This is a genomic window from Streptomyces sp. NPDC002680, assembly GCF_042889145.1.
Classification (GTDB): Bacteria; Actinomycetota; Actinomycetes; order Streptomycetales; family Streptomycetaceae; genus Streptomyces; species Streptomyces adonidis.
The window spans coordinates 1-25,604 of record NZ_JBIAQP010000006.1; the positions used below are offsets into that span (position 1 = coordinate 1).

Annotated in this window: 17 protein-coding genes; 11 read left to right on the forward strand and 6 right to left on the reverse strand. The window is 72.1% G+C overall.

Annotated features, from left to right (window positions below):
- Window positions 1-146 precede the first annotated feature (146 nt).
- A complete protein-coding gene (locus tag ACFYXF_RS17100; protein ID WP_389350386.1) occupies window positions 147-3,239 on the reverse strand; it encodes a glycoside hydrolase family 2 TIM barrel-domain containing protein in 3,093 nt (1,030 codons plus the stop codon).
- A gap of 286 nt (window positions 3,240-3,525) precedes the next feature.
- Between ACFYXF_RS17100 and ACFYXF_RS17105 the strand changes: the two genes are divergently transcribed.
- The 3 genes from ACFYXF_RS17105 to ACFYXF_RS17115 all read left to right on the forward strand — a co-directional run bounded on the left by ACFYXF_RS17105 (window position 3,526) and on the right by ACFYXF_RS17115 (window position 8,448).
- Window positions 3,526-5,910, forward strand: coding sequence for a SpoIIE family protein phosphatase (locus ACFYXF_RS17105; RefSeq protein WP_389350388.1), 2,385 nt, complete (start codon window positions 3,526-3,528; stop codon window positions 5,908-5,910).
- A gap of 103 nt (window positions 5,911-6,013) precedes the next feature.
- Complete coding sequence (locus ACFYXF_RS17110) at window positions 6,014-6,610, forward strand: DUF4232 domain-containing protein (RefSeq protein ID WP_389350390.1); 597 nt, start codon at window positions 6,014-6,016, stop codon at window positions 6,608-6,610.
- Window positions 6,611-7,179: 569 nt separating this feature from the next.
- The gene (locus ACFYXF_RS17115; RefSeq protein ID WP_389350749.1) at window positions 7,180-8,448 is read left to right on the forward strand and encodes an SLC13 family permease; all 1,269 of its coding nucleotides are present in this window, start codon (window positions 7,180-7,182) and stop codon (window positions 8,446-8,448) included.
- Window positions 8,449-8,469: 21 nt separating this feature from the next.
- On the opposite strand, the gene ACFYXF_RS17120 is transcribed toward ACFYXF_RS17115, so the two are convergent.
- Together ACFYXF_RS17120 and ACFYXF_RS17125 are read right to left on the reverse strand one after the other, a co-directional pair.
- Window positions 8,470-10,431, reverse strand: a complete 1,962-nt coding sequence (locus ACFYXF_RS17120; RefSeq protein WP_389350392.1) for a ricin-type beta-trefoil lectin domain protein — start codon at window positions 10,429-10,431, stop codon at window positions 8,470-8,472.
- Between the two features lie 495 nt (window positions 10,432-10,926).
- Window positions 10,927-11,931, reverse strand: a complete 1,005-nt coding sequence (locus tag ACFYXF_RS17125) for a helix-turn-helix domain-containing protein (protein WP_389350394.1) — start codon at window positions 11,929-11,931, stop codon at window positions 10,927-10,929.
- Between the two features lie 63 nt (window positions 11,932-11,994).
- Here ACFYXF_RS17125 and ACFYXF_RS17130 point away from each other — a divergent pair, with 63 nt between their 5' ends.
- Window positions 11,995-12,834 carry a phytanoyl-CoA dioxygenase family protein gene (locus ACFYXF_RS17130; RefSeq protein WP_389350396.1) on the forward strand — a complete coding sequence of 280 codons (840 nt, stop codon included), beginning with the start codon at window positions 11,995-11,997 and terminating at the stop codon, window positions 12,832-12,834.
- A 133-nt stretch (window positions 12,835-12,967) separates the two neighbouring features.
- Here ACFYXF_RS17130 and ACFYXF_RS17135 read toward each other — a convergent pair whose 3' ends face one another.
- Both ACFYXF_RS17135 and ACFYXF_RS17140 read right to left on the reverse strand, forming a co-directional pair.
- Window positions 12,968-13,936, reverse strand: coding sequence for an aldo/keto reductase (locus ACFYXF_RS17135; RefSeq protein ID WP_389350398.1), 969 nt, complete (start codon window positions 13,934-13,936; stop codon window positions 12,968-12,970).
- Window positions 13,937-13,993: 57 nt separating this feature from the next.
- Window positions 13,994-16,813 (reverse strand): helix-turn-helix transcriptional regulator, encoded by a 2,820-nt coding sequence (locus ACFYXF_RS17140; RefSeq protein ID WP_389350400.1) that lies wholly within the window; start codon window positions 16,811-16,813, stop codon window positions 13,994-13,996.
- A gap of 295 nt (window positions 16,814-17,108) precedes the next feature.
- On the opposite strand from ACFYXF_RS17140, the gene ACFYXF_RS17145 reads away from it, so the two are divergent.
- The 6 genes from ACFYXF_RS17145 to ACFYXF_RS17170 all read left to right on the forward strand — a co-directional run bounded on the left by ACFYXF_RS17145 (window position 17,109) and on the right by ACFYXF_RS17170 (window position 24,281).
- A complete protein-coding gene (locus tag ACFYXF_RS17145) occupies window positions 17,109-17,978 on the forward strand; it encodes an endo alpha-1,4 polygalactosaminidase (RefSeq protein ID WP_389350402.1) in 870 nt (289 codons plus the stop codon).
- Window positions 17,979-18,101: 123 nt separating this feature from the next.
- Window positions 18,102-20,849, forward strand: coding sequence for a LuxR C-terminal-related transcriptional regulator (locus ACFYXF_RS17150; RefSeq protein WP_389350404.1), 2,748 nt, complete (start codon window positions 18,102-18,104; stop codon window positions 20,847-20,849).
- 98 nt (window positions 20,850-20,947) lie between these two features.
- Window positions 20,948-21,772, forward strand: coding sequence for an alpha/beta fold hydrolase (locus ACFYXF_RS17155; RefSeq protein WP_389350405.1), 825 nt, complete (start codon window positions 20,948-20,950; stop codon window positions 21,770-21,772).
- 23 nt (window positions 21,773-21,795) lie between these two features.
- Window positions 21,796-22,623, forward strand: coding sequence for an alpha/beta fold hydrolase (locus tag ACFYXF_RS17160; protein WP_389350750.1), 828 nt, complete (start codon window positions 21,796-21,798; stop codon window positions 22,621-22,623).
- Between the two features lie 9 nt (window positions 22,624-22,632).
- Window positions 22,633-23,430 (forward strand): alpha/beta hydrolase, encoded by a 798-nt coding sequence (locus ACFYXF_RS17165; protein ID WP_389350406.1) that lies wholly within the window; start codon window positions 22,633-22,635, stop codon window positions 23,428-23,430.
- A 59-nt stretch (window positions 23,431-23,489) separates the two neighbouring features.
- Window positions 23,490-24,281 (forward strand): MBL fold metallo-hydrolase, encoded by a 792-nt coding sequence (locus tag ACFYXF_RS17170; RefSeq protein WP_389350407.1) that lies wholly within the window; start codon window positions 23,490-23,492, stop codon window positions 24,279-24,281.
- Here ACFYXF_RS17170 and ACFYXF_RS17175 read toward each other — a convergent pair.
- The gene (locus tag ACFYXF_RS17175) at window positions 24,271-24,810 is read right to left on the reverse strand and encodes a flavoprotein (protein ID WP_389350408.1); all 540 of its coding nucleotides are present in this window, start codon (window positions 24,808-24,810) and stop codon (window positions 24,271-24,273) included. The two genes, ACFYXF_RS17170 and ACFYXF_RS17175, sit on opposite strands and share 11 nt — an antisense overlap.
- Window positions 24,811-24,968: 158 nt before the next feature.
- Between ACFYXF_RS17175 and ACFYXF_RS17180 the strand changes: the two genes are divergently transcribed.
- Window positions 24,969-25,601: a LysE/ArgO family amino acid transporter gene (locus ACFYXF_RS17180; protein ID WP_389350409.1), complete on the forward strand. Its 633-nt coding sequence runs from the start codon at window positions 24,969-24,971 to the stop codon at window positions 25,599-25,601.
- The last annotated feature ends 3 nt before the right edge of the window (window positions 25,602-25,604 follow it).

Genomic DNA, 25,604 nt, shown 5'->3' on the forward strand with positions numbered 1-25,604 from the left:
GCCCCCCCTTCTCCCCCACCCCCGGCCGGGGCTGGATAGTCAGCCCGTCCGGCGTTTGAGGACAAGGCCCCTTCAGGGCCGGAGCGGGGGTTCGGGGGCGGCAGCCCCCGAGGGATGGGAACGGGTAAGGGCGGCGGGGGCGAGGATCAGCCTGCCGGTGTCTCCAAGCGGCTGATCCGGATCGCGCCCCGCTCCTCCCCCGGGTAACGGCTCTTCAGGGCCAGCCGAAGTCCGCTCCCCCGTACCGCCGCGAAGGTGACCACCGTGGGTGTGTCGGAGGCGTCGGACCACTCGACCGTCGCATCCGACACCGGGGCGAACCCCTCGCCGTCCCACACCGACACCACCAACGACGCCGGCAGGCTGTGCGTCGCATCCACGGTGAACGACACCTCCACCCGCGCGAAGTCCCGCACCCTCCCCCAGTCCACCGACACCCAGTCCCCCGCACGCGCCCCACGGAACGCCGGCAGCAACGCGGTCGGCGCCTTGTAGAACCCGTTGGACCAGCCAGTGCCCGGCGCGCCGTCGAGCATCGCGGCCGGCAACGTGTCCGGGCGGCCGGAGTAACTCGCGTCCGCCAGGGGGTACACAGGGGTTCCCGGGCCCGGGTCCGGCGGGAAGGGAACCGCCGGAGTTCGCGCCTCGTCGCGCGACGCCCTCGTACGGACCACGACAGTCCCCGTACGCAACCCCGCCGCACGCGCCGTGACCCTCGACCGCCCCACCTCCACACCCGCCCTGACCATGGCAAGCGCCTTGCCGTGGAAGGCGGTTCGTGTGCTCGCCTGATAGCGCTCCGCGCTCTCCTCCCGCCCGTTGTCGAGCCCCGCCAGCGAGCCACCACCGTCGACCTCGAAGGCGAGCAGGTGCTCGGCGTCGGGCACCACCACTCCCCTCGCATCGACCACCTCCGCCGTCACGAAGCACAGTGAACGGCCGTCCGCCGCAAGGGACTTGCGGTCGGCCGTCAGGCGTATCGCGTGCGCCTCGCCCGCCGTCCGCAGGACGTCCGTCGCCACCACCCGGCCGTTCCGTCTCGCCACCGCCTTCAACTCCCCCGGCGCGTACGGCACATGCCAGGTCAGGTGCAGCTTGCCCGCACTGCCGTTCGGGCTCGTGTAACTGCCTGGCCATGCACCGGAGGTGACCGTCTTGTCGTCGCCCGTCGCCTCCGTGGTCTCCAGGTAGACGCGGCCGTCGACCGTCTTCTTCGTGTCGAACCGCCTTGTGCCGCACGACTTTCCGTTGAGGAACAGCTCCACTGTGTCGACGTTCGCGTACGCCCAGACCTCCACCGTGTCACCCAGCTCGTGGTTCCAGGTCATGGGGAGGAGGTGGACCATGGGGTCGTCCGTCCACTGGCTGCGAAACAGGTGGTACATGTCCTTCGGGAAGCCCGCCGTGTCCACCGCGCCGAAGAAGGACGCCTTCACCGGGAACACGTCGTACGGCGTCGGCTCGCCGATGTAGTCGATGCCCGACCACAGGAACTCGCCCGCGAACCACTTGCGGTCCCGGTCCTTCTTCAGGCCGTACTCCCCGCTCATCGTCCAGGAGGCCAGGTTGTTGTCGTAGGAGGAGACGGCGCGTCTGCCCGGTGTGTGGTTCTCGCCCGTGTTCAGGCGTTCCGGCTCCTGGTAGGCGCCCCGCGTCGACGTCTCGGACGAGGACTCCGACTCGAAGAGGAACAGGTGCGGATAGCGGGCGTGCAGGGCGTCCACCGAGGCCGCGGTGTTGTAGTTGAGGCCGAGACCGTCGAGCTTGGCCAGGATCAGGTCGCCGGGGGTGCCGGGGGCGGGCACGCTGCGGTGGCGGTGCGAGCCGATCACGACCGGGCGGGTTTCGTCCGACGCCTTCACCGCTGCTATCAGGCGGTCCGCCATCGCCAGGCCCGCGGTCGACGTGAACTCAGAGATCTCGTTGCCTATCGACCACATCAGGACGGCCGGTGAGTTGCGGGCCGCCCGCACCATCTCCGTGATGTCCCGGTCCGCCCACTCCTCGAAGAACCGGCCGTAGTCGTAGCGGGTCTTGGGGCTGCGCCAGCAGTCGAAGGCCTCCACCATCATCACGATGCCCAATTCCTCGCAGACCTGGATCATCTCCGGCGAGGGCGGGTTGTGCGAGGTGCGGAAGGCGTTGACGCCCATCGACTTCATGATCGTCATCTGGCGGCGGATCGCGTCCACGCTCACCGCAGCGCCTAGGGCGCCCAAGTCGTGGTGGAGGTCCACTCCCTTGATCTTGTGCTGGACGCCGTTCAGCTGGAAGCCCTCGTCCGGGTCGAAGCGGAAGCTCCGGATGCCGAAGGTCGTGCGGTGGGTGTCCACCGTGGCGCCGCCTACGCGCAGTTCGGTCCTCAGGGTGTAGCGGTGCGGGGTCTCGATGTCCCACAACTTCGGTTCGGGGACCGTGAGTTCATGGGTCTCCGTCGACCGGTCGGTGACCGTGGTCGTGGACGAGGTGCGGGCCACCGTACGGCCGCGCGGGTCGACGATCCTGGAGACGATCTCGACCTCGGCGGGGGCGCCCGACTCGTTCACCACGGCTGTCAGTGCCCGGACCAGGGCTCGGTCGTCGGTGATCTCCGGGGTCGTGACGTACGTACCCCAGCGCTCCACGTGCACCGGTTCCGTGACCACCAGGCGGGCCTCGCGGTAGATGCCGCTGCCCGAGTACCAGCGGCTGCTGGGCAGCCGGTTGCGCACGCTCACCGCGAGCACGTTCTCCGTGGTGCCGTCGGTGTGGAGGAGGTCGGTGAGGTCGAGGGCGAAGCCGGTGTAGCCGTAGGGGTGGCGGCCGGCCTCCGTGCCGTTGCAGTAGACGTACGCGTCCATGTAGACGCCGTCGAACTCCACCGAGATCCGCTTGCCCGCGAGCGCGGGCGGGAGGGTGAAGGTCAGGCGGTACCAGGCGAGGCCGCCGGGGAAGAAGCCGGTGCCGCTCGTCGTACCGTGCTCGGTGGTCGGGGTGAGTTCGATGCTCCAGTCGTGCGGGACGGCGACCGTCCGCCACGCGGAGTCGTCGTACGCGGGGTCGGGGGCGTTCTCGTACGCGCCGGTGGGGTCGGCGATTCCGGCCAGGTCGACCAGCGCGAAGCGCCAGCCGTCCCGGAGGGGGACGGTTCGGCGGGCGGGCCGGTCGGCGGCCCGCGCGTCGGTCGCGGTGCCCAGTAAGGCTCCGGCCGCGGGGGCGGACGTACCGGCGATCAGAACCGATCTGCGCGTGACCGTCATGCGGCTCTCCCTCATTCGGAGCCCCGAAGTCCGATCAGGGCCCAGAAGTAATCACAACTGATCGTTAGCAAACAGATTCTGACGGTGAGGAACATGCACCCGTCAAGAGTCCGGTGACGTACTTCGGTCTCACCTGTCACAACGGCCTGATTCGGGCCCTGGACGGCGGGCTGCACCGGGGTCCGGGGACAGCGGTGTTCCCGACCGCGCGCGGGCAGAACGCATTAGTGTGGAACACCAGTGACGTCCCTTGCTCACTGTGAGTGTTCACGATGGAGTGGCGACGATGAGTCCGGTGTACCCGTTCGACGATGCCGCCACGGCGCGGGCCGTCGTCGACGAGCGGGGCACACTGACCGGCTGGAACGAGGGCGCACGCAGGCTGCTGGGCTGGTCGGCGGCCGAGATGCTGGGCCGTCCCGCCGCCTCGCTGCTGGCCGACGGCGCTTCGGCCGGGTCCGGCCGCCCGGCGCAGGACACCTGGTACGGCACCCTCGCACTGCGTCACCGCGACGGCCGTACGGTGTCCGCCTGGCTCCTCGCCCACCACCGGCCGTCCCCGGACGACGGCCCGGCCGAGTGGCTCGTCGTCACCCCGCTGGAGGGCGGGCTGCGGCCCGAGGACGACCCGCTGATGCTGGCCGCGCTGGCCCAGGCGCCCTGTGCGACGGCCGTCTACGACGACCGGCTGCGGCTGCACGGCGTGAACGACGCCATGGCCGGGGTCATCGGGCTCCCGCTGGAGCGCATCCGGGGGCTCAGGATCGCCGAGATAGGCGGCAGGGAGCGCAGCGCCGAGCTGGAGCAGCACATGCTCGACGTGCTGACCAGCGGCCGGGCGAAGGACGTACAGACCTATCTGCAGACCGGCGGCGAGGAGCGCGCGCATGCCTGGCTGGCCCGGCTGGCGCCGCTCAGGGACGCCGAGGGGCGGGTACGGGGGGTCTGTCTCGCGGCCCACGACTTCACCGAGCAGTACCTCGCCCGGGAGCGGCTCCAGCTGGTCAACGAGGCGAGCGTGCGCATCGGCACCACCCTCGACGTCACCCGAACGGCTCAGGAGCTGGCGGACGTCTGTGTCCCGGCGCTCGCCGATTTCGTCAGCGTCGATCTGCTGGACCCGCCGCAGCACGGCGGCGACCACCGCCCGGCCGAGCTGACGGCGCCCATCAGCCTGCGCCGGGCCGCCCACCGCTCGATCCTCCCGGGCAGCCCGGAGGCCGTGGCCAAGCCGGGACAGCTGGACCAGTACCCGGCCTTCTCGCCCCAGGCCGACTCCCTCCTCGCGGGCCGCTCGATCGTGGCCACCGTGCCCTCCGGCGACCTCGAACAGTGGCTGTCCTGGGACAAGGCGCGCTTCAACCGCGTCAAGGAGTTCGGCATCCACTCCACGATGTCCGTCCCGATCACGGCACGCGGTACGACCCTCGGTGTCGCCGTCCTGACCCGGTACCGGCGGCCCGACCCGTTCACCCCCGACGACGTGCTGCTCGCCGAGGAGGTGACCGCCCGGGCCGCCGTCTGCATCGACAACGCCCGCCGGTTCTCCCGCGAACGCGAGACGGCCCTCGCGCTGCAGCGCAGCCTGCTCCCCCGGACCCTGCCGCGCACCGCCGCCCTCGAAGCGGCCTCGCGCTATCTGCCGGCGGCTCGGGCCGGAGTGGGTGGCGACTGGTTCGACGTGATCCCGCTGTCCGGGATGCGGGTCGCGATGGTCGTCGGGGACGTCGTCGGCCACGGCATCCAGGCCTCCGCCACCATGGGCCGGCTGCGCACCGCCGTGCGCACGCTCGCCGACATCGACCTCGCCCCGGACGAGCTGCTCACCCACCTCGACGACCTCGTCGTACGGCTGTCCGCCGAGGCCGGCAGCGAGGGCGGCCCCGGAGAGGTCGGCGCCACCTGTCTGTACGCGGTGTACGACCCGGTGTCGCGGCGCTGCACCCTCGCCCGTGCCGGGCATCCGCCGCCGGTCATGCTCAAGCCGGGCGGCAGACCCCGGCAGATCCGGCTGCCCGCCGGTCCCCCACTGGGGCTGGGCGGGCTCCCCTTCGAGTCGACGGAACTGGATCTGCCCGAGGGCACGGTCCTCGCCCTCTACACCGACGGGCTGATCGAGAGCCGCGAGCGGGACATCGACGCCGGTCACCAGCTGCTGTGCGAGGCGCTGGCAGCGTACGCGGACTCGCTCGACGAGACCTGCGACCGGATCCTGCACACCCTGCTCCCGCCGGGCGGCGCGGCCGACGACGTGGCGCTGCTGCTGGCCCGCACCCAGGGGCTGCCCGCCTCCCGGGTGACGACGTGGGACATCCCGCCCGATCCGGCGCTCGTCGGGCCGATCCGCAAGCAGGTCGGTGAGCAGCTCGACGTCTGGGATCTGAGCGAGGCCGCGTTCACCACCGAGCTGGTGGTGAGCGAGCTGGTCACCAACGCCATCCGGTACGGCTCGCACCCCATCCGGCTGCGCCTCATCCATGATGCGGCCAGGCTGATCTGCGAGGTCTCCGACAGCAGCCACACCGCCCCGCATCTGCGGCGCGCGCGGACCTTCGACGAGGGCGGGCGCGGTCTGCTGCTGGTCGCGCAGCTCACCGAGCGGTGGGGCAGCCGGCACACGCCCGACGGGAAGACGATCTGGGCGGAGCTGTCGCTGACGGACGAGCTGTGAGTCCTGACTCAAACGGTGCGTGAACCTTTTTGGCTCGGGCCGCATCGGACACTCGTGACGGTGCACTAGACGCCGTACGCGCAGTGACTTCAGGAGTGTCGACATGGCGATCTTCCGTACATCCCGAGCCGCGCTGCTCGCCTTACCGGTCCTGTTCCTCGGGGCCTGCGACAACGGCGGCGGCACGGCTGCCCCGACGACCACCCTTCCATCGGCGTCCGCCACTTCTACGGCCGCCCCCTCAACACCCGTTCCCTCGACGCCCGCGCCTTCGACCGACGACACCCGCTGCCACACCGCCGACCTGCGCGCCTCCGTCGGGCGGCTCGATCCGGGCGCCGGGCAGAAGAACTTCCCCGTCGTCCTCACCAACGACTCCGACCGCACCTGCACCCTGCGCGGCTATCCGGGCGCCGCCTTCGTGGACGCGGCCGGCAAGCAGCTCGGCCCCGACCCGAAGCGTTCCGAGGCCACGCCGACGACGGTCGAGCTGGCGCCCGGCGGCAGTGCCTGGGCGGGCCTGAGCTTCGCCAACCCGGAGATCAGCGAGGCCGAGACGGCTACTCCGGCCGCGCTGCTGGTCACCCCGCCCGACGAGCGGGAGTCGCTGAAGGTGCCGTGGGACAAGGGCGAGGTGCCCGTCGGCGGGAACGAGTCGTCGGTGTTCCTGACGGTCTTCGGCCCGGGCAGCGGCGCGTGACCCGGCTGGAGGCGCCTGACCCGGTGGGCAGGTCGATCAGCGGCGCCCGACCCGGCGGGCGGACTGCTGGTCGGCGCCATGACCCGGCGGGCGGACCCGTGACCGGGGCCATGACCCGGCGGGCGAGCCCATGACCTGCACCTCGACCCGGCGAACGAGCCCGCCACCGGCGCACCGACCCAGTACGCAAGCCCAAGACCGGCGCCCTGACCCGGTGAGCGGGCCGGTCAGCGGCGCCTGACCCGGTGAGCGAGCCCATGACCGGCGCCCTGACCCGGTGGGCGGGCCGGTCAGCGGCGCCCGACCCGGTGAGCGAGCCCGTGAGCGGCACCCGACCCGGTGAACGAGCCCACCACCGGCGCCCCAACCCAGTACGCAACCCCGCCACCGGCACCCCGACCCAGTACGCAAGCCCATGACCGGCGCCCTGACCCGGCGGGCGGGCCGGTCAGCGGCACCCGACCCGGTGGGCGAGCCCGTGAGCGGCGCCCCGACCCGGTGGGCAGGACCCTGACCGGTGCCTGCTTTCATGGGTGGGTTCCGAAATTTCCGTCCCGGAGGACCGAACCCTGAACTCCGCGTCCGCCGAGGCCCTGTCCGTCGTGCTGCTCGTCGCCGTGCTGGCCTGTGCCGTCGTCCGCCCCTTCGGGCTGCCGGAGGCGGTTGTGGCGGTTCCCGCCGCCGGGCTCGTGGTCGTCAGCGGCGCGATCTCGCCGGAGCACGCGTGGCAGGAGGCCGAGCGGCTGGGGCCGGTGGTCGGCTTCCTCGCGGCGGTGCTGGTGCTGGCCCACTTCTGCGATGTCGACGGGCTCTTCCGGGCCTGCGGGGCATGGATGGCCCGTCGCGCGGGGAATCGGCCCAAGAGGCTGCTGACCTCGGTCTTCGTGCTCGCCTCGGGGATCACGGCCGTACTGAGCCTGGACGCGACCGTCGTGCTGCTGACCCCGGTGGTGTTCGCCACGGCCGCCCGCAGCGGGATCCGGCCCAAGCCGCACTCCTATGCCTGTGCGCATCTGTCGAACACGGCGTCGCTGCTGCTGCCGGTCTCCAACCTCACCAACCTGCTGGCGTTCAGCGCGAGCGGGCTGAGCTTCACCCGGTTCGCCGCGCTGATGACACTGCCCTGGCTGGTCGCGATCGGCGCCGAGTACCTGGTGTTCCGGCGGTTCTTCGCCGCCGATCTGGCGGTGCCCGCCCAGGACGGCGTGTCAGGCCCGGAGACGGAGGACGCGCCCGCGTTCCCGCTGTTCGCCCTTGTCACCGTGGGCTGCACGCTGTCCGGGTTCGTCGTGGCCTCCGCGGTGGGCGTCGACCCGGCATGGGCTGCGCTGGCGGGGGCGCTCGTGCTCGCCGGGCGCGCGCTGCTGCGGCGACGCGCCACCCCGATGGCGGTGCTGCGGGCGACCGCGCCCGGGTTCCTCGCGTTCGTGCTGGCGCTGGGCGTCGTCGTCCGCGCGGTCGTGGACAACGGCCTTGCCGACGCGCTCGGCCGGGTGCTGCCCGACGGGACCGGACTGGTCGCGCTGCTCGGGATCGCCGCGCTGGCCGCCGTACTCGCCAATCTGATCAACAATCTGCCCGCGGTGCTCGTGCTGCTGCCGCTGACCGCCACGGCCGGTCCGGGTGCGGTGCTCGCCGTGCTGCTCGGGGTGAACATCGGCCCGAACCTGACGTACGCCGGATCGCTGGCGACCCTGCTGTGGCGGCGGATCGTGCACCGGTACGAGCACGAGGTCGGGATCGGGGAGTTCACGCGGCTCGGGCTGATCTCCGTGCCGGCCGCGCTGATCCCGGCCGTGGTGGCGCTGTGGGGCTCGCTGCTCGTCGTCGGAGGCTGAGGGGCGGGCGGGGCCCGGTCGTCAGCGGCCTCCCCAGCCGCCGTATCCACCGCCGTAGCCATAGCCGTAACCGCCGTATCCGTAACCGCTGCCGTAGCCGTAGCCGTAGTTGTTGCCGTTGTTCCCGTACTGCCCGTTGGAGGAGCAGGCGTAGTAGCCGTAGTAGTAGCAGGGCACGTTGGACGGGTACGAGGCCGACGGGGTCGGGGTGGCCGTCGACGGGGTCGGGGTCGGCTCGGCCTTTGTGGGGGTGGGGGTCGGGGAGGCCGTCGGGGTCGGTGAGGGCTTGGGGCTCTTCTTGACGACCGGGGCCGTGGACTCGGTGGCCGCGTCCCAGTTGACGGCCTCCATCTGGAGCGAGGGCGACGAGGAGTCGAAGACCCAGTGCTGGTCGGCGGACTCCTCGCGCGTCTTCAGGACCAGCGCCGTCTTGTTCTTGGCGTCGGCGGGGGTCAGCGCCAGGTCCTGGTCCCAGCGCGGGACCAGGGTGCCCTGGAGGGTGAAGTCGTAGCGCACGTTCTTGGTGGCGGGCTGGGCGGTGCCCGTGCACGGGGCGAGCTGGACGGAGTAGCCGAGGTGGGAGTCGAGGCAGAGGTCCGGGGCGGCGATGCTGCGCAGCAGGCCGTCCTTCTCGTACGCCCACTGCTGGCCGGCCGCCGCCGAGCACTTGGTCAGCTCGGTCTCCGCGCCCTTGACGGGCTTGCCGCCGACGACGCCGATGCACAGTCCGGACTCGACGTTGTGCAGCCGGCCGAGGAGGGCGCCCTTCGTGGTCTCCCCGGCGCCGATCCAGGAAGGGTCGTTGTCGGAGGTGCCGGAGCCGTTGGTGGCGGTGTCCGAGGGGCTGGTCTCCGCCGTCGGGCCCTCCTCGTCGCCCTGGCCGAGGGCGTTCCACAGGACCAGCGGAAGGAGGACCAGCGCGCTCACGGTCGCGACGGCGAGGGCGCGGTTGCGGCGGCGGACCGCCCGCCGGGCCGCCTTGTGCGCGGAGCGGTGCGATCCGGGGCGGACGACCAGCTCGGTGGAGACGGGTGCCGTGGTGGGCATGGGCGGGGCCTGGGCGAGAACGCGCGGTACCGGGAGCAGGTTCTCGACCGTGGCGATCTCGACGATCGGGGCCTGCTCGACCTCCACGATGGCGCTCTCGGCGGCGCGTCCCGGGCGGGACTCCAGGTAGGCGCGCGCACCCCAGCCGAGGACGCCCTCGGCCAGTGCGAGGGCGAGGTCGCCGTTGAACTGGCTCAGCTGGTCGGCGGCGTACCGGCAGTGCTTGCAGTCGGCGAGGTGCCTGGCCAGGTCGGGGTCGACGTCCAGGCTGCGACGCCGGCAGGTGACGTCGATCAGCCGGATGTAGCGACGGCACTCGTCCCGGGGCACGACCTCGCGGTGGACGTGCAGGCACTCCTCGCGCAGCCGGCCACGGGCCCGGCCGAGTTCCACGGCGGCGTCGGTCACGCTCAGGCCCAGCAGGGCCGCGGGTATCTCCAGCGGTTCGCCCTCGACCTCCGCGTGCCACAGCAGACAGCGCGCGGACTGCGAGAGGTTCTGGAACGCCCTGGAGAGCAGCCGCCGGTCGGGCGCGGGCAGCAGCCGGGCGGCGACGCGGTTCCCGCCGCCGGGTGTGGTGCGCAGTTCGGGGTGGAGCATCTCGTGGCGGTGGTCGCTCTCCCACTCGGCCGCGAGACGGCGGACGGTGACCAGGAGTTGGGGCCGCCAGGCGGAGGTGGGGCCGTTGTGCCGGAGGGATTCCCCGAAGAGGCGGGTGAACGCGGCGGTGGTGAGCATTCCGGCGGGGCGTGCTCCGCTGGTGCACAGACGGGCGTAGGCGAAAGCTGCTTCCCAGTGCCGGTCGAGCAGTTCACCGACGGGATGGAGTGCGGGCGTCGTCCCCGTCCACTTCGTCAGCTCGGCGCTGAGTTCGACATCCGAAGCGTCGTAAGCCGGAGCTGGGGTTGGGGAATTCGACAGGCCTGCGTCTTTCACGTCTGCATTCCTCCACGGACAACGCGGGTTTTAGTCCATACCTAGCGGTATGCGACCCGGCCGACGAAACGACAGGATCGGACCAAACGGGGAATCGGCATCGCGAACGCCCGCAGCGGACAGCTCTTTTGGAGCGGGGAGCCGACGGGGACGCCGCGTACGTGCAGGGGGAAAAGAGACTGTCCGCACGCCGACGTGCACACCTTTGCACAGCTCATCGAGCTGGAACAAGAGATCACGCCGTTTTCCGCATTCCAGCACGGACTAATGCAGTTGACGGCGTGTCAATGGGATGCATCTTTTGGGATTGCCACTGTATCAACATCCTCATTGCAAACGGTATTCACTTCGCTCAGGGTTGTTTCGCAACCATTGACGGCAGTCCATCGCCGGTGGCGCGAAACCGCCTGTGCACGCCGTCCCGCCGGCGCTTCCTGTGCGTTTCCCCAGCTCACGTTCCGGGTCTGTGGTAGCTCCCCGCAACACACGGCACCGTCACGGGAGTTGACCGGTTCCTTCACCTTGCGGCCCAGGAGCCACCACAGAACCAATAGCGGTACCGGTTACCGCTGGTACGCGCCTGCACAGCGTCCGGTACGCGCCCGGCGGCGTCCCATGGCGTTCGCGGAACACCCGGTTGAAGTGGAACGGGCTGGCGAAGCCGGAGGCGACGGCGACGCGTTCCACCGGCAGGTCGGTGGCCTCCAGCAGCCGGGCCGCATGGCTCAGTCGGGCCTCGCGCAGGGCCCGCATCGGGGACCTGCCGAGCTGCTCGGTGAACAGGTGCGCGAACCGCGAGGGCGAGAGCGCGACGCCCTCGGCGAGCGACCGGACGGTGTGCGGGGCGGCGGGATCGGCGGCGATGAGGGCTTCCGCACGGCTCACCCGGGCGTCGATTCCCGGCCGTTGTGGCAGGGGTCGGGCGGACGCCGAGGCGAGCAGGACGATTTCCTCCAGGGAACAGAGGGCGAGTTCCCGGGCGGCTGTGCCGTGCGCGACGGCTATCGGGCTCTCGGGCGGAGACGAAGCAGCGGAATCGGGCGGGGAATTGGGCGGCCTTGTGTCGCTGCCCGGCCAGCGGGCGTCGGACAGCATTCGGGCGAACGCGGTCGCCATCCGGTCGTGCAGGGCGTCCGGGACCGGGGCGACGACGTACATGCCGTCGCCGACGGCGTACGGACTCAGCCAGGCCGTCCAGGACGGGCGTGCCTGGCAGTGCGCCCACCAGAACCGCCAGTGCGGGGCGCCCGGTCGGACCTGATAGCGGTGGCGCACTCCGGGGCCGAGGACGACCAGGTCCCCGGCGCCGGCCCGTACCCCGGCCGCGCCCTGGGTCAGCAGCCCGTGGCCGCCGGTCGTCCAGGTGAACAGCCAACTGTCGGCGCCCTGCGGCCGGTTGACGGCGTATCCCGGTCCCTCGTCGTAGCGCCCGACGGTCACCAGACCGGGCGGTGGTGCGGGGACGGCGGTCTCGGGCAATCCGTCAGCGTTCACAGGCATCCTCCCCCGGGGTGCACCGCCCCTAGTGTGACGGCGAGTCGCAACGGACCGAAGGAGTGGACGATGACAGTCACAGGCATCGGCGCCGCCGGCGCTCCCATCCTGCCGGAGGAAGGGCGCCGACGGTTCGAGGAGGACGGATTCACCGTCGTACGGGGTCTGTTCGGGTACGAGGAGATCGCAGCGCTCCGTGACGGGTTCACGGCGCTGCACGCGGCCGGTCCCGTGCCGGGGCATTTCGAGCCGCGGCCGTCAGGACAGGACGGGCGTCCGGTGGACCCGTTGGACGCGTATCCGCGCGTGATGCAGCCGCACGAGTTCCACGAGCCGTCGCTCGGCCTGTTGCTGGACCCCCGGCTGCGTGGCGTCCTTGAGGTGCTGCTCGGTGAGGAGGTGCTGGCCGCGCAGAGCATGTTCTATTTCAAGCCGCCGGGTGCGCGGGGGCAGGCGCTGCACCAGGACAACTTCTATCTGCGGGTCGAGCCGGGGACCTGTGTGGCCGCGTGGATCGCCTGCGAGCGGATCGACCGGGACAACGGCGGCCTGGAGGTCGTGCCGGGCACGCACCGGATGGACCTGTTCTGTCCGGAGGAGGCGGACGCCGGGGTGTCCTTCGCCCGGGAGTACGTGCCCCCGCCTCCCGGTCTGGCCACGGTGCCGGTCGACATGGCGCCGGGTGACGTCCTGTTCTTCAACGGCAGCCTGGTGCATGGCTCGGGGCCGAACCGCAGCGGTGATCGGTTCCGGCGTTCGTTCATCGGACACTATGTGGGGCGCTCGGCGGAGCGGATCGGGCGCTTCTACCGGACGATCTCCATGGGCGGGGAGCGGGTGCGGTTGGGGGAGAGTGAGGGGGCCGGGCCGTGCGGTACGGAGTTCGGGGCTGTGTCCGTGCCCCACTGAGCGCTTCGCTCCGCGGGATACGCGGGATGGGCAGTTCGTTGACTGCGGGCCGGTGGGGGCTGGTCGCGCCCCGCGGCGGAGCCGCAGATAGATACAGCCCCGCGCCCCTTTGGGGCGCGCCCTTCGGGGCGCCTCAGTGGCCGCTGATCTCGTGCGGGGTGTACGACTGTGTCAGCTCTTCGGTCTCCTTTTCCGTCAGGGTCAGTTCCACTGCTGCCACCGCGTCTTCGATGTGGTGTGGCTTGGTGGCTCCGACGATCGGGGCGGTCACCGGGGTCTGGTGGAGCAGCCAGGCCAGGGCCACCTGGGCGCGGGGGACGTCCCGTTGCGCCGCGATGCGGGCTACCGCTTCGACGATCGTGCGGTCGCCCTCCGGGTAGAGGGTGCGGCCGAAGTCGTCGCGTTCGCTGCGCTCGGTGGTGGTGCCCCAGTCGCGGGTGAGCCGGCCACGGGCGAGGGGGCTCCACGGCAGGACGCCGACGCCCTGGTCGGCGCAGAGGGGCAGCATCTCGCGCTCCTCCTCGCGGTAGAGGAGGTTGTAGTGGTTCTGCATGGACACGAACCGGGTCCAGCCGTGCTCCCGGGCCGTGTACTGGGCCTTCGAGAACTGCCAGGCGTACATCGAACTCGCCCCGATGTAACGGGCCTTGCCCGCCTTGACGACGTCGTGCAGTGCCTCCATCGTCTCCTCGACCGGGGTGACGGGGTCGTAGCGGTGGATCTGGTAGAGGTCGACGTAGTCGGTGCCGAGGCGGGTGAGGCTGTGGTCGATCTCGGTGAGGATCGCTTTACGGGAGAGTCCGCCGCCGTTGGGCCCGGGCCGCATCCGACCGTGCACCTTCGTGGCGAGCACGATCTCGTCCCGGCGGGCGAAGTCGGCGAGCGCCCTGCCGACGATCTCCTCGCTGGTGCCGTCGGAGTAGACGTTCGCCGTGTCGAAGAAGTTGATCCCGGCGTCGAGGGCCTGCCGGATCAACGGGCGCGAGGCCTCCTCGTCGAGGGTCCACCCGTGGTTGCCGCGATCGGGAAGGCCGTAGCTCATACAGCCCAGACAGATCCGCGACACGTCCAGGCCCGTCGAACCGAGCTTCACGTACTGCATCGTTGCTGCTCCTGCCTGCCGGGGGGCTACGAGTACGAGAGCGAGCGTACGTCCTGACTACGGCCCGTCCGGCAGCGCGTCGCGCAGTTGCGCGCGGCCCGTGATGCCGAGTTTGGGGAAGATCCGGTAGAGGTGGAAGCCGACCGTGCGGGGCGAGAGGAAGATGCGTTCGCCGATCTCGCGGTTGGTGAGACCCCCGGCGGCCAGGCGGGCGATCTGGAGCTGCTGCGGGGTGAGTTCGGCGAGCGCGTCGCGCGGGGCGGTGCTGGTGGGGGTGACACCGGCGGCCCGCAGTTCGGCGCGGGCGCGTTCCGTCCAGGGGCGGGCGCCGACCCGCTCGAAGACGTCCAGGACGCTGGTGAGCAGCGGTCGTGCCTCGACCGGACGGCGTCGGCGGCGCAGCCACTCCGCGTGGTCGAGGCGGGCCAACGCCCTCTCGAACGGCCACTGTTCGCCGTCCGGGTCGGCGAGCGCGGCCGTGAAGTGGGCCTCCGCCTCGTCCCCGTCGCTCAGCAGGGCGCCCGCCCGGTGCAGTACGGCGTCCAGTCGCGCGGAGATCCGCCCGGCGGCGAGGCGGCGCCGGGTCGCGTCGACGATCCGGCGTGCCTCGTCGGCGTTGCCGGTGCGGACGGCGGCCGCGGCGAGGTCGGCCAGGAAGTAGTCGGAGGCCTGGAAGTGCACGGGCTCGGGCTCGGGGTCCTGGGTGTAGACGGCCCGGAAGCGGGCGTAGGCGGTGGCGTGGTCGCCCTCGGCGAGAGCGGCGGCGCCGAGCGCGTAGTGCGTGCGTACCTGCAGGCTGCGGGAGCCCGGCAGATCGATGCCGTGGACGGCGCGTCGTACGGCGGCCCGGGCCGCGTCGGTGTCGCCGCGCAGGGCGAGGACCGTGGCGCCGAGGACGGGCGCGCCGACGGCCACGACCTCCAGGCCCGCCTCGGCCGCCGTGCGGTACGCCTCGTCGCCGATCGTGCGGGCCTGGGTCCAGGAGCCGCTCTCGTACAGGGTGGTCGCGAGGACCCAGGCGACGGTGGCGTTGACGCCGGCCGTCGGGGAGCGCCGCAGATGGTCCAGGGCGGCGCCGAGCAGACGGACGGCCTCGGCGGTCTCGTCCAGGACCCAGGCGGCGGCGCCCACGACGACCAGCCGGGTCAGTCTGCGGTCCCGGGCGACCCGGCGCGGGTGTCCGGCCGGGTCCTCGGTCCAGTCGGTGCCCCTGAGGAGCGCGAGGGCCTGCTCGCGGTGGCGTACCGGGTCGCAGCCGGCCAGCGCCCACAGACGGGACGCCTCGTCGTCCTGGGGCGGGACGCGGTCGGTGATGTGCTGGATCTTCGCGCGGAGCGCGGGGTTCCCGGAGTGGTAGGAGGCGGTGGTGGCCGTGGAGAGGGCGTCGAGGGCGAGGGCGGGGTCGGTCTCGACGGCGGCCTCGGCGACCGGCAGCAGGAAGCCGAGCGAGTCCTCGAAGCGGCTGGTGACGGCGAGTGCCCAGCCGGCCCGGAGCGAGGCCTCGGCGAGGACGGCCGGGTCGTCGGTGAGGGTGAGGGCGTGGGTGGCCAGCTCGCTGACCCAGCGCGGGTGTCCGGCGTACATCGCCATGGTCGCGGCGCGGACCAGGCGCTTGGCGCGGACGTCCGGGTCGGGGCTGAGCCGGGCCGCCCGTTCGAGAGCGGCGGCGGCGCCCGCGTATCCGCCCCGGCGCTGGGCGCGGCCCGCGCTGTCCTCCAGTCCCTGGGCGGCGTCCTCGTCGACGCCCAGGACGGCGGCGGCCCGGTGCCAGGCGCGCCGGTCGGGGTCGCCGGCGAGGACGTCGGCGAGGGCGGTGTGGGCCGCGTGGCGCTCGGCGTAGCTCGCGGCCTGGTAGACGGCGGAGCGGATCAGCGGGTGCCGGAAGCGGAGCCGCCCGTCGTCGATGCGGACGAGTCCGGCGCGTTCGGCGGGCCGCCAGTCGGCCGGGGCGGCGGTGTCCCCGGCGGCGGAGAGGATGACGGGCAGTTCGGCGGTCTCGGCGGCTGCGGCGAGGAGCAGCAACCAGCGGGTGGGGGCGGGGAGTTCGGGCAGATCGGCGGCGAAGATCGCCTCCAGCCGGTCGGTGAGGGGCAGTTCGTCGGTGGCGCCGTCCTGTCCGGCGTCGGGGTCACGGCTGACCGCGCGGGCGAGTTCGACGAGGGCGAGGGGAACACCGGCCGCCTGGTCGAGGATGCGGGAGCGGACGCGTCCGACGGGCGGTTCGGGCTGGAGGTCGAGAAGGCGTCCGGCGGCGGCCGGGGGCAGCGGCTCGATGGTCAACTGCCGTCTTTCGTGGGCGAATTGCGGGGGTACGGCGTTGTCCCGGGCGGCGAGGACCATCGCGACCCGCTCTCCTTCGAGGCGGCGGGCGACGAAGGCGAGGACGTCGAGGGTGCCCACGTCGAGCCAGTGGGTGTCGTCGACGACGAGCAGCAGCGGCTCCCGGCCGGCCGCGTCGGAGAGCAGGGTGAGGGCGCCGAGCGGGGTGAGCAGCGGGTCGGGAGCCGTGTCCTGTGTCCGCTCGGGGTCCAGCCCGAACACACCGAGCAGCGCGGCCCGTTGGCGTACGGGCAGACCGCCGGCCAGGTCCAGTACGGGCCGCAGGAGTTGGTGCAGTCCGGCGAACGGCAGCCCTGACTCGCCCTCGCAGCCCCGGCAGCGCAGGACACGCAGTCCGGCTCGGCGCGCGGTGCGTCCGGCGGCGTCGAGCAGCACGCTCTTGCCCGCGCCCGGTCCGCCGGTCACGACCAGGACGGCGGGCAAGGTGCCGGGCAGATCGGCGGGTTCGGCCATGGCCTCGTCCACCAGGTCGGCGAGGAGGGCGAGTTCACGGTCACGGCCGACGATCCACTCCTCGCCGGAACGGGAGGGGGTCATGCGGCGGCACCGGTGGGGCAGGCCGACGAGTCGCGTAAGGCCGACGCGTTACGGTCTCCGTTCATGTCATGACCATAGACCGCCATTTGACTGACCCACGAGTCAGGAGACCCGGCTCCGGCCCGACTTGACTGTGCGCGATCCGGACGCTTTGATCCTGATCGTGCCGAGGCCACGCGCCCCGGTGCGCAGAGGTGCGCCCAGCCGGTAGTGGACAAGGTTCGAGTCCGGCCCGAGTCGCCAGGACCGCCACGGCGTCCGAGGCGGGGTCGTACCCGCGACTGATGGAGCGGACATGCCCGTCAAGGGTGTACCCCGCGTCGGAGGTCCCGGGGCGACGACGGTCGTGCTGGCGGCCGTCTGCGCGGCCCTGTGGGGACTGGCGGCGTGCGGTTCCCCGCCGCAGGCGGACAACGACACGCGGTCCGACTCGACGTCCTCGCCCACCGGTTCGGCCGAGGTCGAGCTGCCGCCGCTGCACGCCGGTTTCGACTACCAGATCGGCGGCGCCTACCGTCCTCCGGCGGGTGTGCGCATCGTCAGCCGCGACCGTACGGCGGCTCCCGCGCCCGGCCTGTACAACATCTGCTACGTCAACGCCTTCCAGGCCCAGCCCGGCGACGAGAAGTCGTGGCCCGCCGATCTGCTGCTGCGGGACTCGGACGGCGAGGTCGTCATCGACGAGGACTGGGACGAGGCGCTGCTGGACATCGGTACGGCGGCGAAGCGGAAGCGGATCGCGGCGCGGGTGAACGAGTGGATCGACGGCTGCGCCGACAAGGGCTTCGACGCGGTCGAGCCCGACAACTACGACAGCTACACCCGCTCCGACGACCTCCTCACCGCCGCCGACGCCACCGACTTCATCACCCTCCTCTCCCGGCACGCACACGCCCGTGGGCTGGCCATCGGCCAGAAGAACACCGTGGAGCTGGCCGGGCTCAGGAAGAAGGCCGGACTGGACTTCGCGGTCGCGGAGGAATGCGGCGAGTTCGACGAGTGCGGGGAGTACGCGGAGGCGTTCGACGACCGGGTCGTCGACATCGAGTACACCGACTCCGGGCTGCGCAAGGCCCTCGCGAAATTCGGTGGCCGGCTGAGCATCGTCCGCAGGGACGTCGATGTGTCGACGCCGGGCAGCGATGGATATATCCGCCGGAGTTGAGGCCGGAACCAGGACATTGCCCTCCGATCGGGCACTGCTCCTGCTTGAATGTGAGGGCTTCACAGAAACCGCACAATCAGCCGTCCCCGGTCTCCGACCGGGGTCCTCCTGAAGGGTGTTGGGTTGATCCTCAAAGGGCGTGCGGCAGAAGGGGCGTTACTCGACGGTCTCGTCGGCGACCTCCGCGCGGGACTGAGCCGGGTCGTGCTGCTGCGCGGCGACGCCGGGATCGGGAAGACCGTACTGCTCGACCACGCGGCGACCGAGGCAGCCGAGTTGAGGGTGCTGCGGATCGCGGGTGTCGAGGCGGAGACCGGTTTCCCGTTCGCGGCCCTGCACCGGCTGCTCGTACCGTTCCTGGAGGGGCTCAAGGAGCCCGGGCCGCTGTCGGAGGCCCAGCGCGAGGCGTTGCGGGTGGCCTGCGGGCTGGCCGACGGGCCACCCGCCGACGGTTTCCTCGTCGGGCTCGCGACGCTCACCCTGCTCGCGGAGGCGGCGAAGCGGCGGCCGGTGCTGGCGCTCGTGGACGACGCCCAGTGGCTCGACGAGGAAACCCTGGGCGTGCTGGCGTTCGTCGGGCGCCGGGTGCACGCGGAGGGCGTCGGGCTGCTGTTCGCCGCGCGCACCGGGTTCGACGTACCGGCGGGGCTGCCCGTCACCGAAGTCACCGGGCTGGCCGAGCCGTTCGCGCTGGAGCTGCTGCGCGAGGCGGTCGCCGGGCCGCTGGACGCGCGGGTCGCGGCGCGGATCGTGACCGCCACCGCCGGAAACCCTCTCGCGCTGGCGGACCTCGGCCAGGAACTGTCCGCCGACCAGCTGGCCGGCGGCCTCGCGCTGCCCGAACCGCTGCCGGTGGGCGGGCGGTTGGAGGCGCACTACCTCCAACGGGTGCGCGCGCTGCCGGAGTCCGCGCAGACCTGGCTGCTGCTGGCCGCCGCCGAACCGGGCGGCGACCTCGGCTATGTCACGGGCGCGACCGAGCGGCTCGGCATCGGCCCCGAGGCGTCCGGCCCGGCCGAGGCCGCCCGGCTGGTGGTGCTGCGGGCCGCCGTCGCGTTCCGGCATCCGCTGGTGCGTTCCGCGGTGTACGGGGGTGCCATCAGCATGGAGCGGCGGCGCGCCCACCATGCGCTGGCCGAGGCCACCGACCGGCCCGCCGACAGCGACCGGCGGGCCTGGCATCTGGCCGCCGCCGCGCTCGGCCCGGACGCCGAGGTCGCGGCGGAGGTGGAGCGCGCGGCCGACCGGGCGGGCGCCCGGGGCGGATTCGCGGCCCGCGCGACCTTCCTCACCCGGGCCGCCGAACTGACCCCCGAGGACGGTGCCCGGGCCGGACGGCTGCTCGCGGCGGCCGAGGCCGCGCTGCGCGCCGGGGCGCCTCTGCAGGCGGAGTCGCTGGTCGACGCGGTGGACGTCGAGCTGCTCGACGCGGTGGGCCGGGGCCGGATACTGCTGGTCCGGGCGTACGCCGTCCTGGCGCTGGGCGACGCGGACTCGTTCTCGCGGGCGCCCGCGCTGTGCCTGCGGGCGGCACAGCTGCTCTCCGAGGGAGCACCGGATCTCGCCCGCCAGGCGTTCCTGCAGGCGATCCAGGGTGTGATCACCGCGGAACACCTGATCCGGGACACCTCACCGCCCGAGATCGCCCGGGCCATCGAAACCCTGCTGCCGCGCTCCAGGCCGGCCACCGGCGTCGATCTCGTGCTGCGCGCGTTCGCCGTGCTGGCCCTCGACGGCTACGAGAGTGCCGTCCCGCATCTGCGGCGGGCCTGCGGGATGGTCCTGGACCCGCGCACCTCCGACGAGGAGGTACTGCGCGCCTTTCTGCCCACCATCACCATGTCGATGATCCGGTGGGACGAGAGATCCCAGACCGCCGTGATGCGCCGGGCCGCGGACGTGGCCCGGGCCACCGGCGCCCTCACCCAGCTGGACATCGCCCTGTACTGCACGGTGATGTCCGAGACGAACCTCGGCGAGCTGACCGGCGCCGACGCCCTGCACTCCGAGGGCAACCAGATCCGGGCGGCGATCGGCGCGACCGACGACGTGTGGGCGATCTACCGGCATCCCGAACTCCTGGCCTGGCACGGCGATCACGAGAACCTCGACGCCGTCCTGCGGGGCTCGATGGAGGCGGGTACCTGGCTCGGCAACGGCGCGGTCGAGTCGATCGCCCGTATCGCGATGACCGTGGTGGCCCTGAGCCGCGGCGACTACGCCACCGCCCGCGACCACTCCCTCGCACTGGTCGAGCACGACGCGTACGGCATCCACTCCCGCCTCCTCCCCCATCTCGTCGAGGCGGCCGTACGCTGCGGCGACCGCGTCCTCGCCACAACGGCCCTGGACACGCTCACCTCCCGGGCGACGGCCGCCGACACCCCGTGGGGACTGGGGGTGCTGGCCCGCTGCCGGGCCCTGCTCGCCCCGGCCGACGAGGCCGAACCGCTCTACACCGAGGCGATCGCCCTGCTGTCCGGGACCCGGGCCCGGTCCGATCTGGCGGTCGCCCACCTCCACTACGGCGAGTGGCTGCGCAGACGCAAGCGCCGAAAGGACGCCCGCGAGCAACTCCGCACGGCGGTGGGCCTGTTCGACGCGATGGGCGCCACCGGCTTCTCGGCGCGCGCCGCCCAGGAACTGGCCGCGACGGGCGAACACCCCCGGCGCGGACCGGCCGGAACGGCCAGCGCGCTGACCCCGCAGGAACTCACCGTCGCCCGTCTCGCGAAGGGCGGCGCGACCAACGCCGAGATCGCCGCCCAGCTGTTCATCAGCGCGAGCACCGTCGACTACCACCTCCGGAAGATCTTCCGGAAGCTCGACGTGACCTCCCGGCGGCAGCTCGCCCAGGCCCCGGGACTCTGATCCGGGGTCACGACTACGCGCTCCACGGGGTGCGGGGCCCGCCGCGCCCGACGATGCTCGGGGGGTCGGACAAGTCCCGCAGACGGGAGCACACCCCCATGCCATACGTCACCGCAGCGGACGGCGCGGAGATCTTCTACAAGGACTGGGGCCAGGGCCGCCCGGTCGTCCTGGCCCACGGCTGGCCGCTGAACTCGGACAGCTGGGAGGCCCAGCAGCTGTTCCTGGCCACCCACGGCTTCCGGGCGATCGCACACGACCGGCGCGGTCACGGCCGCTCCACCCAGACCTGGCACGGCAACGAGATGAACACGTACGCCGACGACCTGGCCACCCTCATCGACACCCTCGACCTGCGGGACGTGACCCTGATCGGGTTCTCGACCGGCGGCGGCGAGGTCGCCCGCTATGTCGGCCGGCACGGCACCGGGCGCGTCGCACAGCTCGCGCTGGTGTCCGCCGTACCGCCGTTCATGCTGAAGACGGACGACAACCCGGGCGGTGTCCCGGGCGAGGTGTTCGACGGGATCCGGGCCGGTTCGCTGGCCGACCGCTCGCAGCTGTACCGGGATCTCGCCGACGGGCCGTTCTTCGGCAACAACCGGCCCGGCGCGAACGTCTCGCAGGGCATCCGGGACGCCTTCTGGCGGCAGAGCCTCCAGGCCGGGCACCGCAACGCCTACGAGAGCATCGCCGCCTTCTCGGCCACCGACTTCCGCGCCGACCTGGACGCCTTCGACGTGCCGACGCTGGTCGTGCACGGCGACGACGACCAGGTCGTGCCGATCGACGTCGGCGGCAGGGCATCGGCGGCCCGGATCAAGTCGGCGACGCTCAAGGTCTATCCGGGCGCGCCGCACGGCATCACGGACACGCACAAGGACCAACTGAGCGCGGATCTCCTCGACTTCCTCAACTCCTGATCCCCGGAAGGAACTTCGTGAGCATGCGACTCCACCGCACCCTGGGCACGGTCCTCGCGAGCTGCGCCCTGGTCGTCGGTCTGACCGGCGCCGTCGCACACTCCTCTCCCGCGCCCGCCTCGGCGGAGAAGGGCGCCCCCAAGCCGACCGTCGTGCTCGTGCACGGTGTGTTCGCCGACGCGTCGGGCTGGAACGCCACCATCAAGTCCCTTCAGGACGCCGGTTTCCCGGTGATCGCCCCGGCCAACCCGCTGCGCGACCTGACCGCCGACTCGGCGTACGTCTCGTCGGTCGTGGCGAGCATCCCGGGGCCGGTGATCCTGGTCGGCCACTCGTACGGCGGCGAGGTCGTCACCAACGCGGCGCGCGGCCGGGCCAACGTGAAGGCGCTGGTGTACGTCGCCGCCTTCGCGCCCGACCAGGGCGAGACCGCGCTCGACCTGGCCGGAAAGTTCCCCGGCAGCAAGCTGCCGGAGTCCCTGCTGGTACGGACGTATCCGCAGCCGGGCGCCGCCGACGGCCACGACGGCTACATCGACCCGGCGAAGTTCCACGACGTCTTCGCCCAGGACCTGCCGAAGAAGACGACCCGGCTCATGGCGGCGGCCCAACGCCCGGGCAGCCTCGAAGGGCTGAGCAGCGGCAGCGGCGCACCGGCCTGGAAGACCCTGCCGTCCTGGTACGTCATCCCGACCGCCGACAACGTCATCCCGCCCGCGGTGCAGCGCTTCATGGCCGAGCGGGCCGGCAGCCGGACCGTCGAGGTCAAGGGCGCCTCGCACGTGGTGATGATGTCCCGCCCGGAGGTCGTCGTCCGCCAGATCAAGGCCGCGTACCGCGCCACCGACTGAGGAGCACCGATGAGCACTCCCGACACCATCGTCCTGATCCACGGCTTCTGGGTGACACCCCGCAGCTGGGAGCAGTGGATCGACCACTACGAGAAGCGCGGCTACCGCGTCCTCGCGCCCGCCTACCCGGGCTTCGAGGTGGAGGTCGAGTCGCTGAACGCCGACCCGACGCCGGTCGAGCAGGTCACGGTCCCGCAGATCGTCGAGACCCTGGAGAACGTCGTCCGTTCCCTGGACAAGCCGCCGATCCTCATCGGCCACTCCGCGGGCGGTGTCTTCGTCCAGCTGCTGCTCGACCGGGGCCACGGAGCGGCGGGCGTGGCGATCAACTCGGCGCCGACCGAAGGGGTGGCGGTGCTGCCGCTGACCCAGATCAAGGCGGCCTTCCCGGTGCTGAAGAACCCGGCCAACCGGCACCGGGCGGTCGGTCTGAACTTCGAGCAGTGGCACTACGCGTTCACGAACACGTTCGAGGAGGCCGAGTCCCGGCGGCTGTACGAGCGGTACGCGGTCCCGGCGTCCGGCAGCATCTTCTTCGACAGCGCCCTGGCCACCCTGCGTCCCGGCCACCAGAGCACGTACGTCAATTACCACAACGACGACCGGGCGCCGCTGCTGTTCGTCTCGGGCGAGCTGGACCATCTGATGCCGCCCAAGGTGCAGCAGTCCAACGCCAAGCACTACAAGTCGAAGACGGTCACGGAGATCAAGGAGTACGCAGGACGGCCGCACCTGCTTCCCGCCGCCCCCGGCTGGGAGCAGATCGCGGACGACGTGCTGGAGTGGGCGGTCCAGCACACCGGCTGACCGTGCGGAACCAACGGAATGAATGATCGGCAACCCGGCGTCCAGAAGGGGATCTCCGTATGACCGAGGCCCGCGTCACGCATATCGGCGGCCCGACCACGCTGATCGAGGCGGGCGGCTGGCGGCTGCTGACGGATCCGACGTTCGACCCGCCCGGCCGGCGCTACGCCTTCGGCTGGGGCACCTCGTCGGTGAAGACTTCGGGACCAGCGCTCGCAGCCGCCGAACTCCCCTCACTGGACGCCGTGTTGCTGACCCACGACCACCACGGCGACAACCTCGACACAGCCGGCCGGGCCCTGCTGCCCGGGGTCGACGTCGTCCTCACGACACCGTCCGGGGCACACAGGCTGGGCGGCAACGCGCACGGCCTCGCCCCCTGGACGACGTACCGCCTGACCGCCCCGGGCCGCCCGACGATCGAGGTCACGGCGACCCCGGCCCGGCACGGCCCGCCGCTCTCCCGCCCGATCGTCGGCGAGGTGACGGGCTTCGCCCTGCGCTGGGAGGGGCAGCAACACGGCGCGCTGTGGATCTCCGGGGACACCGTCCTGTACGACGGTGTGCGCGAGGTCGCCCACCGGCTGACCGTCGGCACGGCGCTCCTCCACCTCGGCGGCGTCCGCTTCCCCCTGACCGGCCCCTTGCGCTACACGATGACGGCGGCCCAAGCGGTGTCTCTGTGCGGCGAGTTGAGGCCCCGGACCGCCCTGCCCGTCCACTACGAGGGCTGGCGGCACTTCCAGGAGGGCCGGCAGTCCATCGAGGCGGAACTGGCGAAGGCGCCCGACGACATCCGGGAACGGTTCCGCTGGCTGCCGATGGGCACCCCGCTCGACGTCACCGTGTGACGAGCAGTTCCAGGCCCCGCTCCCACCCGAACTCCGTTCCCCCACCGCCCTCTTGGGCCTCTCCGGCGTACGGATCCCCGAACCGCACCCCCATCCCGCGCAGCCGTTCCAGACTGGCCCGGTACGCGGGATGGGCGGCCAACGCGTCGCCCACGCACGGCAGTACGGCGATCGGCACGCCCATCCCGTACACCTCGCACAGCGTGCCCAGCGCGAGGGTGTCGGCGATGCCGGCCGCCCACTTGTTGAGGGTGTTGAAGGTGGCGGGCGCGACGAGCACGGCGTCGGGCGCCGGGAAGGGCCGTGGATCACCGGGCCTGCGCCACGCGGACCGGATGGGGCGCCCGGTCTGCGCCTCGACGGCGGCCGGGTCGAAGAACCCCATGGCGAGGGGCGTCGCGATGACCCCGACCTCCCAGTCCCGCTCCTGCGCGGCGGTGATCAACTTGCTGATGTCGGAGGCGATTCCGGCGGCGCAGACGATGACGTACAGGAAGGGTTTCGGGGCCTGGCGGGTCGTCTCGGTCATCCGGAAACCCTAAATGAGTTGCCGGTACCCGGTCCCCGCCTCCAGGATCACGCCATGTCTACGATCGATGCCCTCCTGCCGCTGATGTCCGCCGCCGCTCGTCCGGTGCGGTCCCAGCAGCAGCCCGGCCGTCCCCGGAGGCCCGTGCTTCCGCGCTCATGACGGCCGCGCTGGTCGCGGGGCTCCTCGCGGGGTACGGCATCGCTGTCCCCGTCGGCGCCGTCACGACGTATCTCGTCTCCCTCACCGCCCGTACGTCCCTGAGGACCGGTGTCTGTGCCGCGCTCGGCATCGCCACCGCCGACGGGCTCTACGCCCTGCTGGCCGCTGTCGGGGGTTCCGCGCTGGCCGGTGCCCTGCAACCGGTGCTGGTGCCGCTGCGCTGGGCGTCCGCCCTGGTGCTGGCCGTGCTCGCGCTCCGGGGCGGGCTCGGCGCCCTGCGCCAGTACCGCGGCGGGGGGCTCGCCACCCGCGCCGACCCGACACCACCCAGTCCGCTCCGGGCGTTCCTCCTGCTGGTCGGCATCACGCTGCTCAACCCCACCACCGTGATCTACTTCGCCGCTCTGGTGCTGGGCAGCCGGGCCTCGGAGGCCGTATCCCCTTGGGAACAAGGGGTGTTCGTGCTCGCGGCCTTCCTCGCCTCGGCCAGCTGGCAACTGCTGGTCGCCTCCGGCGGCGCACTGCTCGGCCGAGCGCTCACAGGCCGGCGCGGGCGGCTGGTGACGGCGCTCGTGTCCAGCGCGGTGATCATGGCGCTGGCGGTGCGGATGGTGGTGTCGCCCACGTGACGC

Bases quoted from the DNA above. Each gene is read 5' to 3' on its own strand.
- ACFYXF_RS17100 (WP_389350386.1), bottom strand. From the start codon at position 3,239: ATGACGGTCACGCGCAGATCGGTTCTGATCGCCGGTACGTCCGCCCCC.
- ACFYXF_RS17105 (WP_389350388.1), top strand. From the start codon at position 3,526: ATGAGTCCGGTGTACCCGTTCGACGATGCCGCCACGGCGCGGGCCGTC.
- ACFYXF_RS17110 (WP_389350390.1), top strand. From the start codon at position 6,014: ATGGCGATCTTCCGTACATCCCGAGCCGCGCTGCTCGCCTTACCGGTC.
- ACFYXF_RS17125 (WP_389350394.1), bottom strand. From the start codon at position 11,931: ATGCCTGTGAACGCTGACGGATTGCCCGAGACCGCCGTCCCCGCACCA.
- ACFYXF_RS17130 (WP_389350396.1), top strand. From the start codon at position 11,995: ATGACAGTCACAGGCATCGGCGCCGCCGGCGCTCCCATCCTGCCGGAG.
- ACFYXF_RS17135 (WP_389350398.1), bottom strand. From the start codon at position 13,936: ATGCAGTACGTGAAGCTCGGTTCGACGGGCCTGGACGTGTCGCGGATC.
- ACFYXF_RS17140 (WP_389350400.1), bottom strand. From the start codon at position 16,813: ATGACCCCCTCCCGTTCCGGCGAGGAGTGGATCGTCGGCCGTGACCGT.
- ACFYXF_RS17145 (WP_389350402.1), top strand. From the start codon at position 17,109: ATGCCCGTCAAGGGTGTACCCCGCGTCGGAGGTCCCGGGGCGACGACG.
- ACFYXF_RS17155 (WP_389350405.1), top strand. From the start codon at position 20,948: ATGCCATACGTCACCGCAGCGGACGGCGCGGAGATCTTCTACAAGGAC.
- ACFYXF_RS17160 (WP_389350750.1), top strand. From the start codon at position 21,796: ATGCGACTCCACCGCACCCTGGGCACGGTCCTCGCGAGCTGCGCCCTG.
- ACFYXF_RS17165 (WP_389350406.1), top strand. From the start codon at position 22,633: ATGAGCACTCCCGACACCATCGTCCTGATCCACGGCTTCTGGGTGACA.
- ACFYXF_RS17170 (WP_389350407.1), top strand. From the start codon at position 23,490: ATGACCGAGGCCCGCGTCACGCATATCGGCGGCCCGACCACGCTGATC.
- ACFYXF_RS17175 (WP_389350408.1), bottom strand. From the start codon at position 24,810: ATGACCGAGACGACCCGCCAGGCCCCGAAACCCTTCCTGTACGTCATC.
- ACFYXF_RS17180 (WP_389350409.1), top strand. From the start codon at position 24,969: ATGACGGCCGCGCTGGTCGCGGGGCTCCTCGCGGGGTACGGCATCGCT.